Annotated in this window: 11 protein-coding genes; 4 read left to right on the top strand and 7 right to left on the bottom strand. The window is 70.1% G+C overall.

The genetic code is table 11. The features are described 5' to 3' along the window. Positions 1-1,635: protein-disulfide reductase DsbD domain-containing protein (locus tag VJS38_RS19295; RefSeq protein WP_324089771.1), on the bottom strand; the 1,635-nt coding region annotated here is incomplete at its 3' end. Positions 1,636-1,766: 131 nt separating this feature from the next. On the opposite strand from VJS38_RS19295, the gene VJS38_RS19300 reads away from it, so the two are divergent. Continuing rightward, complete coding sequence (locus tag VJS38_RS19300) at positions 1,767-2,156, top strand: acyl dehydratase (RefSeq protein ID WP_324089772.1); 390 nt, start codon at positions 1,767-1,769, stop codon at positions 2,154-2,156. Positions 2,157-2,228: 72 nt separating this feature from the next. Here VJS38_RS19300 and VJS38_RS19305 read toward each other — a convergent pair whose 3' ends face one another. The 5 genes from VJS38_RS19305 to msrA form a co-directional block, all read right to left on the bottom strand. Further along, a complete protein-coding gene (locus VJS38_RS19305) occupies positions 2,229-3,017 on the bottom strand; it encodes a SapC family protein (protein WP_324089773.1) in 789 nt (262 codons plus the stop codon). A gap of 108 nt (positions 3,018-3,125) precedes the next feature. Beyond that, positions 3,126-4,004: an N-carbamoylputrescine amidase gene (aguB, locus tag VJS38_RS19310; protein WP_324089774.1), complete on the bottom strand. Its 879-nt coding sequence runs from the start codon at positions 4,002-4,004 to the stop codon at positions 3,126-3,128. Beyond that, on the bottom strand, positions 4,004-5,008 hold the full coding sequence (locus tag VJS38_RS19315; protein ID WP_324089775.1) for an agmatine deiminase family protein: 1,005 nt from the start codon (positions 5,006-5,008) through the stop codon (positions 4,004-4,006). The genes aguB and VJS38_RS19315 overlap by 1 nt, the downstream gene beginning before the upstream one ends. Before the next feature lie 124 nt (positions 5,009-5,132). Next, the gene (locus VJS38_RS19320) at positions 5,133-8,528 is read right to left on the bottom strand and encodes a TonB-dependent receptor (RefSeq protein WP_324089776.1); all 3,396 of its coding nucleotides are present in this window, start codon (positions 8,526-8,528) and stop codon (positions 5,133-5,135) included. Between the two features lie 172 nt (positions 8,529-8,700). Continuing rightward, on the bottom strand, positions 8,701-9,279 hold the full coding sequence (gene msrA, locus VJS38_RS19325) for a peptide-methionine (S)-S-oxide reductase MsrA (RefSeq protein WP_324089777.1): 579 nt from the start codon (positions 9,277-9,279) through the stop codon (positions 8,701-8,703). A gap of 134 nt (positions 9,280-9,413) precedes the next feature. Between msrA and VJS38_RS19330 the strand changes: the two genes are divergently transcribed. Further along, positions 9,414-11,519 (top strand): TonB-dependent receptor, encoded by a 2,106-nt coding sequence (locus tag VJS38_RS19330; RefSeq protein ID WP_324089778.1) that lies wholly within the window; start codon positions 9,414-9,416, stop codon positions 11,517-11,519. Between the two features lie 72 nt (positions 11,520-11,591). On the opposite strand, the gene VJS38_RS19335 is transcribed toward VJS38_RS19330, so the two are convergent. Continuing rightward, entirely contained in the window at positions 11,592-12,782 is a 1,191-nt protein-coding gene (locus VJS38_RS19335) for a carbohydrate porin (protein WP_324089779.1), read from the bottom strand. A 135-nt stretch (positions 12,783-12,917) separates the two neighbouring features. On the opposite strand from VJS38_RS19335, the gene VJS38_RS19340 reads away from it, so the two are divergent. Further along, entirely contained in the window at positions 12,918-14,780 is a 1,863-nt protein-coding gene (locus VJS38_RS19340; protein WP_324089780.1) for a monovalent cation:proton antiporter-2 (CPA2) family protein, read from the top strand. 9 nt (positions 14,781-14,789) lie between these two features. Then, on the top strand, positions 14,790-15,221 hold a 432-nt coding region (locus VJS38_RS19345), incomplete at its 3' end, for a 2-oxoglutarate and iron-dependent oxygenase domain-containing protein (protein WP_324089781.1).

A 15,221-nucleotide genomic window follows, 5' to 3' on the forward strand; every position in this document is an offset into this window, starting at 1 on the left:
CTGGGCCGCGCCGCCCAGCCAGGCGGCGAGCGCCAGAACCACCGCGGCGGCCAGCAGCTGGGCGAGCGCCGAGGGGCCGGCCTGCACCGTCAGCACCCAGGCCAGCCAGGCCGCGGCGGCGTACATCGGAAACGCCAGCGCCTTCTTGAAGACGTCCATCCAGGGTCCGGGCCGGGGCAGGCGGGCGATCAGGCCGGGCGCGTAGGACACCAGCACGAACGGCAAGGCGAAGCCTATGGCCAGGCCCGCGAAGACCACCAGCGCGGCGATCGGCGACTGGGTCAGCGCCCAGCCGAGCGCCGGTCCCATGAAGGGCGCGGTGCAAGGCGCGGCGACCACCACCGAGAGCGCGCCGGTGAAGAAAGCCCCGGTGAGGCCCCGGCGGCTGGCCAGACCCGAGCCCGCGCCCTGCAGCGAGGTCCCGACCTCGAACACGCCGGAAAGGTCCAGGGCCACGGCGAGGATCAGCAGCGCCAGGGCCGCCACCACCGGCGGCGACTGCAGCTGGAAGCCCCAGCCGACGGCGGCGCCCGCGGCCTTCAGCGCGATCAGCGCGCCGGCCAGCCCCAGGAAGGTGACAAGGACGCCCGCGCCGAAGGCCAGGCCCTGGCGGCGCACGCCGGTCTCCTCCCGCGCATGGCCGGCCAGCGCCGCGGCCTTCATCGCCAGCACCGGGAAGACGCAGGGCATCAGGTTGAGCATCAGGCCGCCCATGACGGCGAACAGCACCGCCGGCAGCAGGCTGAGGTCGGCCGCCTTCACCGGCGGCGGGCCGAGGCCGGCGGCGCCGGGCGGGAGCGGGCCTTCGGCGGCTGAGATCTCATAGGCCTTGCCGTCGGCGACGAGCAAGCCGGCGAGGCTCTTGGGCGCGGTCCCGCTGGTGAAGTCGTAGCCGGGCTTAAGCGTCAGGGTCAGCCCCTCGGGCCCGCGTTCGATCGCCTGTGGCTTGGCGTGCTCGATGACGGTCGAGACGTAAGGATAGAAATAGGCGTCGCGGCCGAGGGCGCCCCGCAGCGGCCCGCCGGCGGCGGCCAGCGTCAGGCCCTTCGGCCCGCGCTCGAAGGCGGCCGTCACGGGGGCGGGCTTCGGCGTGCCGGCCAGCGCACGGGTCACTTCGCGCCCCCACTTCGGATCGAGCGCGGCGGGCGCGGCGGTGACCGGCAGGTTCAGCGTCAGCACCGCGTCCGCCGGGACACAGGTCTCGGCGCAGACCAGGAAGGAGGCGGCGACCTTCAGCGGCGCCATCTCGCCCGGCCTGGCGGTCGCGGGCGCGGTGACCGGGACCGGGACCAGCACCTGGCCTTCGTAGCCATAGTCCATCAGCGGCCCGACCGGCAGGCGATGCGGGACCGGCCAGGCGATCCCGCCCGCCGTCCAGCCCGGCGGCAGCGTCCAGCCAAGCTTCATCGGCTCGCCGGCGTCGCCGGGATTTCGCCAGTAGGTGTGCCAGCCCTTCTGGATCTTCTGGCGCACCGCCAGCCAGACGGTCTGGCCGGGGGCGACGCCCGCCGACTGCGAGACGAGCTGGGCGGTCAGATGGCCGGTGTCGACCGGCTCGCTCTCGGCCGGGGCCGCGCGCGCAGCGCCCGCCGCGACGGTGAACGCCAACAAGAGGCCCGCCAAAAGTCGCATCATGTCCTCGCGCGCCTGACCTTTCCCCGCGGCCTATATGCGCGTCCGCGGGCTTTGCGCAAAGCGGCGCTCGACTTCGCCGCCCCGCCCGCCATCATCGCCGAATCTGCCCCAGGTCCCAGGAGCTGCTCCCCGTGCCAGCCGCGTTCGACGATATCCAGATCGGGCAAGTCGTGTCCCTCGGCGCCTGCGCGGTCCAGGCCGAGGCGCTGGAGGCCTTCGTCGGCGCCTTCACGCCGGGCTGGACAGTGGACCGCGGCGCGCCCGACGCGATGGTCTACGCCCTGTGGGCGAGGCTGGACGCGGTGGCCCACACCGACTGGCCGCACAAGCGGCTGGGCGTCGACGCCCTGCGCTGGCTGCGCAACCCGCCGGTGGGCGAGCTGCTGCGCGGCCGCATGACGGTGATGGCCAAGGATCCGGTCGGCGACGGCAAGGGCATCGTCATCTGCCAGCACGACCTGCTCGACGAGGCCGGCCGGCTGGTCTTCTCCTGCCTGACGCGGGGGGTGTGGGCGCGGTAGCCGGCGCCACTTTTTCCGTCTCATCCCGGTTTCGCGAAGCGAAGACCGGGATGATGACACTCGATAATAGGCCTACTGGTTCGCCGCCTGCGGGCCGCGCGTCAGCGCCAGCGAGATCAGGCGGTCCCAGCCGACCAGCGACAGCAGGTGGGCGTAGATCTGGGCGAGCGCGCCGTTGTCGCGCAGCTCGATGTACTTCTCGACCGGAAGCTTGTTCAGCTTCTCCTCCGAGACGCCGAAGTACTCGGCGATCTTCTGCGGCTCGGCCGCGGGCTGGCCTTCCTGGGTCGGCGGGGTGAAGGTCGCGGTCTTCAGCTCGAAGAGGTCGAGGTCCTTCAGCAGCTGGACGAAGCTCATCGTCCGCTGCCGCTCCATCTCGAAGTTGTTGCAGAACTCCATGCAGGCCTTGGTGTAGTCGCTGGGCTGGCCCTTGGCGTCGAAGAACGGCAGGTCGCCGCCCTCGACGACGAAGTCCGCGGCGCGGTCGACGCAGAGCACCATCTGCTGGTTGCTGTCGTCATTGGCGAAGACGAACGGATAGCGGCGCACATAGGCCGGGATGTAGACGCCCGGCTCGAACAGGCCGTCGGGCCGGACGAACATGTTGTCGCCGGCGTTCAGGCCCATCACCGACAGCGGCAGCTTCTCTTCGCCGACGAAGATGATCGGGCCGGTGACGGCGGCGACCGGGAACTCGCCGACGGTCAGCGGGATGGCGTGGCCGGCTTTGGCGAACTTGAACGGCCCGTCGAGGCGCTTGACCCCCAGCTTGCCGTGCAGCTCGGGCGTGAGCGGCTCGGGGCGCGAATAGAACAGGACGGAGCCGGTGATCTCGCCGGCGGGAGTCTGGGTCGTGGTCATGGAAGGCCTTCGATCAGGAACGCGCGGCTTTTCCGAGGCCGCACGGGAGGTTGTGCGCTTCTAACGGATCGGGCTGCGGGCGGCAAACTCGGCCGGCGGCGCAGCTGCTTATGCCGGCCGGCCCTGCGTCAGCGCGCCGTAGAGATCCGTCCGCCGGTCGCGGAAGAAACCCCAGGCGGCGCGGTGGGTGGCCAGGAAGTCGAGGTCGAAGGCGGCGGTCAGCACGCCCTCGTCCTCGCGGCCGAAGGCGGCCACCAGGTCGCCCCGGTGGTCGGCGATGAAGCTCGAGCCATAGAAGGCCTGGCCGCCGTTCGGATAGCCGTCCCAGGGCTCGAAGCCGGTGCGGTTGGCGCCCACCACCGGAATCACGTTGGAGACCGCATGGCCCTGCATCGCCCGCCGCCACGGGGCTGCGGTGTCGAGCGTCGGGTCGTGCGGCTCCGAGCCGATCGCGGTCGGATAAAACAGGACCTCCGCGCCCATCAGCGCCATGGCGCGGGCGCATTCCGGATACCACTGGTCCCAGCAGATGCCGACGCCGAGGCGGCCGAAGCGGCTGTCCCAGACCTTGAAGCCGGTGTCGCCGGGCCGGAAGTAGTACTTCTCCATGTAACCTGGGCCGTCGGGGATGTGGCTCTTGCGATAGACGCCCATCAGCGAGCCGTCGGCGTCGACCATCACCAGGCTGTTGAAGTAGTGCGGTCCCTCGCGCTCGTAGATCGAGATCGGCAGCACCACGCCCAACTCCTGCGCCAGCGGCGCGAGCGCGGTCACGCACGGATGCTCGCGCCAGGGATGGGCGGCGGCGAACCAGCGCTCCTCCTGGGCGACGCAGAAATAGGGCCCCTGGAACAGCTCCGACGGCAGGATCACCTGCGCGCCGCGGTCGGCGGCCTGGCGGATGAAGTCGGCGGTCTTCTTGATGTTCGCCGCCAGGTCCTCGCCGTAGGAGGTCTGGATGGCGCCGACGGTCAGGCTGCGCGTCATCAGGCGGGCTCCTGCTGGGTGATGCAGTGGAACGAGCCGCCGCCGGTGAGGATGGCCAGCGACGGCAGGCCGATCACCGCACGGTCGGGGAACAGGGACTTGAGCGCCTCGACGGCCAGCGCGCCGGGCCGCTGCTCGTAGAGCGGCACGATCACCGCCTGGTTGGCGATCAGGAAGTTCATGTGCGAGGCCGGGATCGGGCCGCCTTCCGGCCCTTCGACGAAGCCCGGCGAGGGGATCCGCACCACCGCAAGCTTGCGCCCCCCAGCGTCGCTCATGCCCGCAAGCCGGCGCGCGGCGTCGTCATAGGCGTCGGCGTTGGGATCGCCGCGGCCCCAGGCGACCGGGCAGGCCACGACGCCGGGCGCGACGAAGCGGGCCAGGTTGTCGACGTGGCCGTCGGTGTGGTCGTTCTGCAGGCCCTCGCCCAGCCAGAGCACCTTCTTCGCCCCCAGGGCTTCGGCGAAGGCCGCCTCGGCGACGGCTTCGGTCCAGCCGGCGTTGCGGTTCGGATTGAGCACGCACTGGCCGGTGGTCAGCACCGTGCCCTCGCCGTCATGGTCGACCGCGCCGCCCTCGAGGATGAAGTCGTGGCGCGCCAGGGGCGCAGCCGAGGCCGCGGCGATCTGCCCGGCCACCGTGTCGTCGTGCTCGAGCTCGTACTTGCCGCCCCAGCCGTTGAAGCGGAAGGCCTGGGCCTGCAGCCCGCCCTCGCCGCAGGCGAAGATCGGGCCGGTGTCGCGCAGCCAGATGTCGCCGAAGGCGCCGGGGACGATTTCCACGCCGGCCGCCTCGCCCAGCATCCGCCGGGCGGCCGCCTCGCCCTCGGACGAGCCGGTCAGCAGGCGCACCCGCTCGGCCCCCGGACCGGCCAGGGCGCGGGCCAGGGCCGCGACCTCGGCCTGGGCGGCGGGGAGGTCGTCCTCCCACAGCTCCTCGTGGCTCGGGAAGCCCAGCCACATGGCGCGGTGCGGCGCCCATTCCGCAGGAACAATGACCTTCATCCGACCCTCGACATCAAAGCGCGCGCAGATGGCCTTACCGGATCCTTACGTCAAGAATAGCCCGCCAATATGCAAGGGCGGCTGCATTGCTGCAGCCGCCCCGGAGACTTCGCTTCGGCAGGATCTAGAACTTGAAGCGGGCGCCGAGCTTGATGACCCACAGCGGGGTCGGCGGCGAGTTCGGCGTGATCACCGTACCGACGATGTTGCCCTGCTTGAACTGCTGGTAGAGGTAGACGTTCTTGCCCGCGTTCGCGCCGCAGGCCCCGGCGTTGCCCGCCAGCTGGCAGTTGACCGCCACCACCGGCGCCAGGGCGTAGGGGAACGCCACCTGGTTCAGGATCCCCCAGTTCTTGTTGAGCAGGTTGGGGAAGTTGATGATGTCCGCATAGAGCTCGAGCTTCGAGCCGCCGTGCACCGGATAGACCGGAAGCTCCTGGGCCAGGTGCAGGTCGCCGCTGAAGAAGGGATGCGAGCGGAAGGCGTTGCGCGGCAGGATCGAGCCTTCGCGGCCGGTCAGCCCGTGCTCCTGGATGAAGGCGTTGAACGCCGCCAGGTTGAAGCCCGGGCCATAGACCACGCGCGGGTCGCTGGTCGCCGTGACGACGCCGTTCACGCCCGCGGGCAGGTAGAGCAGCTGATGGTTGGTCGAGGTGTTCGCCTGGCCGAACAGCTGGTCGGCCGGGCCGGGGAAGCTCGGGCTTGCGCAGCTGCCGGAGTTGGTGGTGCAGAAGGCGTAGCTGTAGGGCTGGCCGGCGCGATACTGCGCGAACAGGGTGACGGTGGTCTTGTTGTCGCCGAAGAACTTGCGCTGGTAGTCCAGGGTGATCTTGTTCGACCAGCGGATCTCGTAGTTCGAGGTCGCGAGGTCCGGGAAGTTCGGGTTCGCGGTGATGGTGTTGTTGAAGTTCGAGGTCGCCACCGAACTGGTCGCCGGGCTCACGTCCCGCACCCGCTGGTGGGCGTAGGTGTAGTCGAACGAGAAGCCCTGGGCCCAGCCGTCGGTCCAGGCCTTGCCGAAGCCGACGGCGAAGATCTTCGAGTCGCCCTGGTCGGTGTTGGTCAGCAGAATGTCTGCGCCGGACGTGCGGTTGAGGGCGTTGGTGTAACGGGCCGGGTTGTAGAGCGGACGGCCGTCAGGGGCGGGCGTGGCCAGCTGGTTCTGCAGCGCCCAGATGTCCTGGAAGTTCACGCCGTCCTTGGTCTTCGCATAGTAGGCGTCGGCGTGGACGGTCCAGTTGTCGCCCAGGAACTTGCCGAAGCCGCCCAGACGCTCGTAGTCGCCGAAGTTGATGTTCTTCACCGCGCCGAGCGAGAACTTCCAGACCGACGGCTCCTTGAAGTTCGGGTCGAGCGCCGCGACGTTGCCGGTGCCGAGCGCGGCGCTGTTGGTCACCGTCGTCTGCGCGCTGGCGGGGATCGAGGACCCGGTCACGCCCACGAGCGGGCCGGTGCAGGTGGCGGTCGAGCAGGTGAAGCGCGAAGCACCGGCGATGTTCCCGGTGTTGTTGAACGAGTTGTAGATCCAGACGCCGGGGTTGCCGCCCGAGAACAGGCCCGCGCCGCCATAGACCGTGAGCGACGGATCCGGCCGCCAGTTGAAGCCGAAGCGTGGCATCCAGATGCCGAGACCGTCGATGGTGGCGGTGTTCGGGAAGCCGTACTGGTTCAGGAACCGCGGATTGGCCTTCGGCACGTCGGCGCTGCCGTAAGTCTCATAGCGCAGGCCGGCGCGCAGGGTCAGCTCCGGGGTCGGCCGCCACTCATCCTGGAAGTAGAGGGTGTCGTTCTTGATGTGGACGGTGGCCGCGGCGGTGAGCGGGTTGTTGTCGAAGGCGTTGTTGTAGGTCAGCGCGCAGGCGACCCCGGCCTGCAGGTTGACCAGCGCGCCGTTCGCCTGGCCCAGTCCGGGTCCGCAGCCGTTCGAGAAGGTGTAGGCGCCGGTCGCGTTCTGGATGAACAGATCGTACTCGGCGAGCTCGTCGTGCTCGTAGCCCGCGGTCAGGGTATGGTTGCCGAGGACGTAGGTGGCGCGCAGGCGGCCCTGCTTGTCGATCGTCTCCAGGTCGTTCGCCTGGCGCGAGATGTCGGGGCCGAGGTTGATGTTGCCGCCGGTGGCCAGCTGCACCTGGAACTGGGCGAACGGGTCGGTGAACAAGAGCGACGGCGTCTGCACCACCTTGCGCGAGAACTGGACCTCGGTGGAGAAGTTCGGCGTCCAGTGCGAGGTCAGGTCCGCCGTAAAGGCGGTCAGCTTCTGCTCCAGCGTGTAGTCGTTCGACTGCAGGTTCAGGATCTTGTTCTGAGTGCTGCCGTTGGGATTGTTGTAGCTGAAGCCGTCGGTCGACTGGTAGCTGACCCACAGGTGCTGGTTGTCGGTGATGTACCAGTCGAGCTTGGCGAACCATTTCTTGTCGGTCACCGGGCCCGTGCCGCCGTAGTTCAGCGGGTCGTAGCCGTACTTGCTCTTCAGGATGTTCTGGACCTGGGTGACGCTGCTCTGCGTGACCTGCGGAATCGGGTTGGCGCCGGCCACGTCGCCCGGGACGAAGCCGCCGGAGGAGCCGACGCCGGTGTACTTCTCGTAGCCGACGAAGAAGAACAAGTGGTCCTTGTAGAGCGGCCCGCCGAGGGTGAAGCCCTTGTTGATGTCGCGGAACTTCGTGGTCACCGTCCGGTCGAACTGGCCGTCGAAGGCGTCCTTGCCGATCTTGCTGCCGGCCAGGTAGTTGGAATCGCGCTCCCAGAAGGCCGAGCCGTGAAAGTCGTTCGAGCCCGACTTGGTGACGACGTTCAGCACGCCGCCCTCGAAGTCGCCGTAGCGCACGTCATAGGGCGCGACGTCGAAGTTGAACGCCTGGACGACGTCGATCGAGAACGGCGAGCGCTGGGTCGGGTAGCCGCCGTTGTTCAGACCGAAGTCGTCGGACTGGCGCACGCCGTCCAGGTAGATGGTGCTGGTCCGGTTGTTGGCGCCGGCGACGATGATCGCGTTCGAGTTCGCCGGGTCGATGGTCACGAACGGGTTGGTGCGGATCAGGTCCTTCAGGTCGCGCGCGAAGGTCGGCGCCGCGGTGATCTGGTCGGCGGTGAAGGCCGAGCGCGGACCGGTCTGGACCGTCGCGGTCGCGGCCGTCTTGCGCGAGCCGGTGACCACCAGCTCGGAGACTTCCTTGGCGCCGAAGTCGACCGTCACCGGGAAGGGGGCGCCGATCGGCACCGCGCCGACGTCGACGGTCTTCGATGCGCCGTCAGGCGTCGTCGCCTTGACGCTGAAGTCGCCGGTGGCCGGCAGGTTGCGGATCGAGAAAAGGCCGTCGGCGTTGCTGACGCTGGTGACGGTCCGATCCGTCTTGCGGTCGGTCACGATCACTGCGACGCCGGACATCGGCTTGCCGTCGGGACCGACGACCGAGCCGGCGATGCCGCCGGTGATTTCCTGGGCGAAGACAGCGCTCGTCGTGGCGCAAGCGATCGCGCAGGCGGCCGCACCGGCCGCCAGCCGTTGAAGTCGAGTCATAAACATCCCCTCAGAGCCCCGCACGCCGGCTCATTGGGAGAAGGCCGCCACGTCCCCTAGGCTCGGCGCGGAGCAATGACTCGGGTCGACAACGCTTTTGTTACGGACCGTCTTAGCTTTTGTTACAACTTACGGGTGAGCCGCGGCAAGACGCCGCAGGGCCGGGCTGGCTTTAGCGGCCCTGCCACACCGCCTTCAGCCGCGCGTCCCGCCCGCAACCGATGCGGTAGGCGTTGTAACTCACCGGATTCTTCTCCGCGTAGTCCTGGTGATAGGCCTCCGCCGGCCAGAAGGTCCCCGCCGGCAGCACCTTGGTGGCGACCGGCTGGCCGAGGGCCTTGGCGACCTTGGCCTTCACTGCCTCGGCCTGCGCCTGCTCCTGCGCGGACGCCGTGAAGACGGCGGTGCGATAGGAGGGGCCCTTGTCGCAGATCTGACCGTCGGCGTCGGTCGGGTCGATGTGGTGGAAGAACGCGCTCACCAGCTGCGGATAGCTGATCTTCGCCGGGTCGTAGGTGACCCGGATCGATTCCAGGTGGCCCGCGTGGTCGCCATAGGTCGGGTTGCGCCGCGTTCCGCCGGAATAGCCCACGACCACCTTGGCCACGCCCGCGGTGTGCGCGATGTCGTGCTCGGCCGACCAGAAGCAGCCGCCGGCGAAGACGGCGGTCTTCAACGCCGCGGCCGCCGGCGCGGCCTGAACGGCGATGAGGGCGAAGGCGCTGGCGGCGGCGAGGGTCCGAAAGGTCATGGCGAGCTCCGATGTGGCCTCGACGATACGCTGGATTCCGCCGTCTGGATGCAGGCCGCCGGAGCACCTTGACGATCAATTATGTTATATCATAACACCGCCGCCAAGATCCGGCGCAACAGTGGAGCGGCGCGGTGCGGAAGAGCCTTCTCATTCACGCGAGCGCCGGGGCGCTGCTCTGCGCGCTCGCGCCGGCCATGGCTCATGCGGATGACGCCGCCGCGCCCGTAGCCCCTGAAGTCGTCGTCACCGCCCGCAAGCTGGACGCCGCGCGCGAGGCGATCGAGCCGGCGCTGGGCGCCTCCAGCTACACCGTGCCCCAGGCGCTGATCGCCAACCTGCCGGGCGGGGCCAACGCGCGGCTCAGCCAGGTCGTGCTGCAGACCCCGGGCGTGGCCCAGGACAGCTTCGGCCAGCTGCACATCCGCGGCGACCACGGCGACATCCAGTACCGGCTGAACAATGTCATCCTGCCCGAAGGCCTGGCGGTGTTCGGCCAGACGCTCTCGCCGCGCCTGGCGGCGAACCTGCAGCTGATCACCGGCGCCCTGCCGGCCCAGTACGGCCTGCGCACCGCCGGGGTGATCAACATCACCACCAAGACCGGCCTGCAGCCGGGCGGCGAGGTCGGCGTCTACGGCGGCGGCGCGGGCGTGATCACCCCCAGCCTCGAGTACGGCGGCGCCTGGGGCGGCTCCAGCGCCTACGGCTCGCTCAGCTACACCGGCACCGACGTCGGCATCGAAAGCCCCGACGGGCGCAAGCGGCCGATCCACGACCACTCCGACCAGGTCCAGGCCTTCGGCTACTTCGACCACATCCTTGACGACACCAGCCGCGTCTCGGCGGTGCTCGGGACCTCCCAGCAGCGGTTCGAGATCCCCAACACCGAGGGCCTGCAGCCGAGCCTCGGCCTCACCGTCAACGGCCGCGCCGGCTTCGCCAGCGAGAACCTGGACTCCCACCAGCGCGAGACCACCACCTACGCCATCGCCACCTATCTGAAGGACGAGGGCCCGCTGACCCTGCAGGCCTCGCTGCTCGGGCGCTACTCGACGCTCACCTACACCCCCGACGAGGTCGGCGAGCTGCTGTTCAACGGCATCGCCCAGTCGGCGCGCAAGACCGACCTCGCCGTCGGAACCCAGATCGAAGGCGCCTACCGGCTGACCGCCGCCCACACCCTGCGCGCCGGCCTGATCGTCCAGACCGACCGCACCACCAGCCGCACCTCCTCTCAGGTGCTGCCGACGGACGCCTCGGGCGCCCAGGCCAGCGACCAGCCGCTGACGATCCTGGAGAGCGGGAACGACACCGCCTGGACCTATTCGGCCTTCCTGCAGGAGGAGTGGAAGCTCACCCGGGCGCTGACCCTGAACTACGGCCTGCGCTTCGACGCGGTGAACGCGGCGCGCAGCGAGCACCAGATCGCGCCCCGGGTGAACCTGGTCTGGAAGCCGCTGGAGGGCACGACCTTCCACGCCGGCTACGCCCGCTACTTCACCCCGCCGCCGTTCGAACTGGTGGCCAGCGAGGACGTGGCCAGGTTCGTGAACACCACCGCCCAGGCGCCCGGGACGCAGAACGACGCGCCCCTTGCCGAGCGCTCCAACTATTTCGACGTCGGCGTGGAGCAGCGGCTGGGGCCGGTGACGCTCGGCCTCGACACCTATTACAAGAAGGCCCGCAACCTGCTGGACGAGGGCCAGTTCGGCGCGCCGATCATCCTGACGCCCTTCAACTACCGCGAGGGCTACGCCAAGGGCGTCGAGTTCAGCCTGAACTACGAGCACGGGCCGCTCACCGCCTACGCCAACCTGGCGATCTCCGAGGCCAAGGGACGCGACATCGTCTCCAGCCAGTTCAACATCGACCCCGACGAGCTGGCCTACATCCGGGGCCACTGGATCCACCTGGACCACGACCAGACCTACACCGCCTCGGCCGGCGGGACCTGGCGCGTGGGCGCGAACACGCTGTCGGGCGAGCTGATCTACGGCTCGGGCCTGCGCAGCACGCCGGAGGGCGAAGCGCCCAACAGCAGCCACCTGCCCGGCTATGTGCAGGTCAACCTCTCCGCCGCGCACGAGTTCGAGGGCTCGGGACTCAAGCTGCGCGCCGACATCATCAACCTGTTCGACAAGACCTACGAGATCCGCGACGGCAGCGGCGTCGGCGTCGGCGCGCCCCAGTTCGGCCCGCGGCGGGGGTTCTTCGCGGGGATTTCGAAGAGCTTCTGAGCGGCCGTCTCTTGAGCACGCCATCTTCTTTGCCGCTTTTCCCGGCGAAAGCGGGGACGAGCGGGCAAGGGGCTAGTCGTCGTCCCCCGGCGGGTCCGGAGCGCGGGCGAAGGCCACCAGCCTCAGGCCGACGATGGTGGCGTTCTTCAGCCCCGGCGCGAGCGCGGGATGGACGATGTGCTGCACGTCGGGCTGGAGATGAAGGTAGGGCCCGAGCCTGAAGCTGTAGCTCGCCTCGAAGCTGGTCTCGGCGTCGGGCAGTCCGATCGAGCGGCCCGCGCCGCCGATCCGCGCATGGGCCACCGCCACGCCGAACCGGTCCGCCGCGCGGCCGGGCACGACGCCCTTCCAGACCAGGCCGGCGCCGAGATAGCCGCTGACGTCCTGCACGCGGCCGTCGGCGAAGCCGCCGCGCAGCCAGCCGCTCGGGCGGCCCGGCAGCAAGGTCGGACCCTGGACGAAGGCGTAGGCGCCGGGCCTGGGCGTCAGCCGCCCGGCGGGATCGATGAAGCTCGGCAGGTCGGACGTGTAGCGCCAGACCGCGACCGAGGCCTGGCCGTCCTTGCCCAGCTGGTAGTCGGCCTGGCCGATGACGATGGCGCCGGCGCGGCTGGAGAGCCGCAGGTCGGCGAAGTTGTGGCCGCGGTCCGGATCCGGACTGGCGAAGGCGCCGAAGTGCAGCGTCAGCTTGCCGGCCGGCCGCCAATCGACCTGGGCTGACGGCGCGGTCAGCGGAAAGATCGACGGGCTGCCCAGGCCGCTGTGGGACAGGTCGGGCCCGATGCCGTGGGAGGAATTCAGGAACAGGTCCGCCGGCCCGACGCTGTCGAAGGTGCGGTTGAGGTCGATCAGGCCGGCGCGCAGCTGGAGCCAGCCGGGCTTGTCCTCCTCGCCCAAGGCCTGCGCGGCCCAGAATTCGAACAGCCGCTCGACGTGCACCGCCTCGATGTTGCTGGCCGTCTGGGTGTCGCCCGACCGCGTCGACGACAGGCTCTGGGAATTGGTCTTGAACACCTGGGCGTAGGCGGAAAAACCGCGCCAGCCGACCGCATCGCCTTCGAAGCGCAGGCTCGCCTGCAGCTTGTTGAGCGTCGTCCCGCCGGTCGAGAACCCGCCCTGCAGATTGCTCCAGAAGTCCGCCGTCTCACGCGCCTCGAGGGTCCACGCCGGCGGGGGCGCGTCGGCGGCGCGGGCGCACGCCGGCGCCACGGCGAGCAGCAGCGCCGCGATCCAGAGGCTCGTCGAGGATGCGTTCGACCGCATGCGGCGCAGCTATCACACCAATTGTGAAAGGTCTGACGCCGCCCTCGCTGCGGCGCCGCAGAAAATGCGTGCAACCGGCTGTCCGGCGCCGTCCATTGCGGCCATGTCGCGAACGACCCCAGGACTAGCGTCCCGATGAACGGCCTGCTCGTCGAAGCCATGGTCTACCTGGCCGCGGGGGTGGCCTCGGTGCCGATCGCCAAGCGGCTCGGGCTGGGCTCGGTGCTTGGCTATCTGATCGCCGGCGTGGTGGTCGGGCCGTTCGTGCTCAACCTGGCCGGCGCGCAGGAAGACGTGATGCGCTTCGCCGAGTTCGGCGTGGTGATCCTGCTGTTCCTGATCGGGCTGGAGGTGCGCCCCGCCCTGCTGTGGCGGATGCGGACCGCCATCTTCGGCCTGGGCGCGGCGCAGATGCTGGGGACCGCGGGCCTGCTGGCGGCGGCCGCGGCGGCGCTCGGCCTCGACTGGCGCACGGCGCTGGCCGCCGGCCTGATCCTGGCGATGTCGTCGACCGCCATCGTGCTGCAGAGCCTCGACGAGAAGGGCCTGCGCCAAGGCGCGGTCGGCGAGGCGGCGTTCGGGGTGCTGCTGTTCCAGGATCTCTCGGTCATCCCGCTGTTCGCGCTCCTGCCCCTGCTCGGCCACGCCGCGGGGGCCGCGCCGGAACAGCACGACCTGCTGAGCGGCCTGCCGGGCTGGGCCAGGGCCGTGGCGGTCATCGGCGCGGTGACCGCGGTGATCGTCGGCGGCCGCTACCTGATGCAGCCGGTGTTCCGCTTCATCGCCGCCGCCCGCCTGCGCGAGATCTTCACCGCCTCGGCGCTGCTGCTGGTGGTGGCGGTGGCCGCGCTGATGGAGGCGGTGGGCCTGTCGCCGGCGCTGGGCGCCTTTCTGGCGGGCGTGGTGCTGGCCGAGAGCGAGTTCCGCCGCGAGCTGGAGACCGACATCGAGCCGTTCCGCGGCCTGCTGCTGGGCCTCTTCTTCATCACCGTCGGCGCGGGGCTCGACCTGAGACTGGTCGCCTCGCGCCCCTGGCTGGTGGCCGGCCTGATGGCGGGCCTGATCGCCCTGAAGATCCTGGCGATGTACTGCGCCGCGCGTCTCTTCCGCACGCCGGCCCGCACCGCCGCCACCGTCGGCGTGGCCCTGGCCCAGGGCGGGGAGTTCGCCTTCGTCCTCCTGGGCTTCGCCGTCGGCGCCCAGGTCCTGCCGCCGGAGCTCTCCAAGCTGTTCACCGCGGTGATCGCCGTCTCGATGGCGGCCACGCCGCTGCTGCTGGCGGCGTTCGAAAAGCTGGTCCTGAGCCGCGAGCCGGAGCGCGAGGAGCCCGAGCACATCCCCTTCGACCAGCGCGAGCCCGACGCCATCGTCGCCGGCTTCGGCCGCTTCGGCCAGATCGCCACCCGCCTGCTGGTCGCCAACGACTTCAAGGTGGTGACGCTGGAGAACAGCATCGAGCAGATCGACATCCTGCGCCGCTTCGGCTGGCGGGTGCACTATGGCGACGCCGGCCGGCTGGACCTGCTGCGCGACGCCGGCGCGGCCAGGGCCAAGCTGCTGCTGGTGGCGATCGACGACCGCGACAAGGCCTCGGAGATGGTCGAGGCCGCGCGCCAGGCCTTCCCCAACCTGACCATCATCGCCCGCGCCTACGACCGCCGCCACGCCTACGAGCTGCTGCGCGAGGGCGCCGACGTGGTCGAGCGCGAGACCTTCGAGAGCGCGCTCAACTTCGGCCGCCGCGCCCTGGTCAAGCTGGGCGTGTCGGAGCGGCGCGCCCTGAAGGCCGCCGTCATCTTCCGCGACCACGACAAGGCGCTGTTCGAGAAGCTCCGCCCGCTCGCCGGCGAGGAAGAGCGCTATATCATGGCCAGCCGCGACTCCCGCGAGACCACCGAGCGGCTATTGCAGGCGGAGATGGCGCGCCTCAGCGAGGAGGACCAGCGCGAGGCCGAGCAGGCGCAACGCCGTGTGGAGGCCGGCAAGGAGCAGGTGTAGGACGGGGGCATGAATCAGGCCCTGCCGCCCCGGATCGAGCCCGTCTCCTTCGCCGCCTTCGAGGCCGATTTCGCGGCCTTCTCCCGCGACCTCGGCGCCTCATTCGCCCGCTTCGGCTTCGCGGTGATCTGCGACCACGGTCTGCCGCAGGCGCGGATCGAGGCCGCGCTCGACGCCGCCCAGGCCTTCTTCGCCCTGCCCGAGGAGGTGAAGCGCCGGTACAAGGTCGGCCTCGCCGGCCAGCGCGGCTACACCCCCTTCGGCGTCGAGACCGCCAAGGGCCACGCCCACTACGACCTGAAGGAGTTCTGGCACGTCGGCCGCGACCTGCCGCCGGGCCACCGGTTCGCGGCCCAGATGCCGCAGAACGTCTGGCCCGAGGCCGAGGCGCCCGGCTTCCACGAAGCTGTCGGCTGGCTGTTCGCCGCGCTCGACGCCATG

It is taken from the genome of Phenylobacterium sp., assembly GCF_035276905.1.
Lineage (GTDB): Bacteria > Pseudomonadota > Alphaproteobacteria > Caulobacterales > Caulobacteraceae > Phenylobacterium.

Excerpts from the sequence above, each read along its gene's own strand:
- aguB (WP_324089774.1), bottom strand. The coding sequence starts at position 4,004 with ATGACGCGCAGCCTGACCGTCGGCGCCATCCAGACCTCCTACGGCGAG.
- VJS38_RS19320 (WP_324089776.1), bottom strand. The coding sequence starts at position 8,528 with ATGACTCGACTTCAACGGCTGGCGGCCGGTGCGGCCGCCTGCGCGATC.
- VJS38_RS19315 (WP_324089775.1), bottom strand. The coding sequence starts at position 5,008 with ATGAAGGTCATTGTTCCTGCGGAATGGGCGCCGCACCGCGCCATGTGG.
- VJS38_RS19340 (WP_324089780.1), top strand. The coding sequence starts at position 12,918 with ATGAACGGCCTGCTCGTCGAAGCCATGGTCTACCTGGCCGCGGGGGTG.
- VJS38_RS19335 (WP_324089779.1), bottom strand. The coding sequence starts at position 12,782 with ATGCGGTCGAACGCATCCTCGACGAGCCTCTGGATCGCGGCGCTGCTG.
- msrA (WP_324089777.1), bottom strand. The coding sequence starts at position 9,279 with ATGACCTTTCGGACCCTCGCCGCCGCCAGCGCCTTCGCCCTCATCGCC.
- VJS38_RS19305 (WP_324089773.1), bottom strand. The coding sequence starts at position 3,017 with ATGACCACGACCCAGACTCCCGCCGGCGAGATCACCGGCTCCGTCCTG.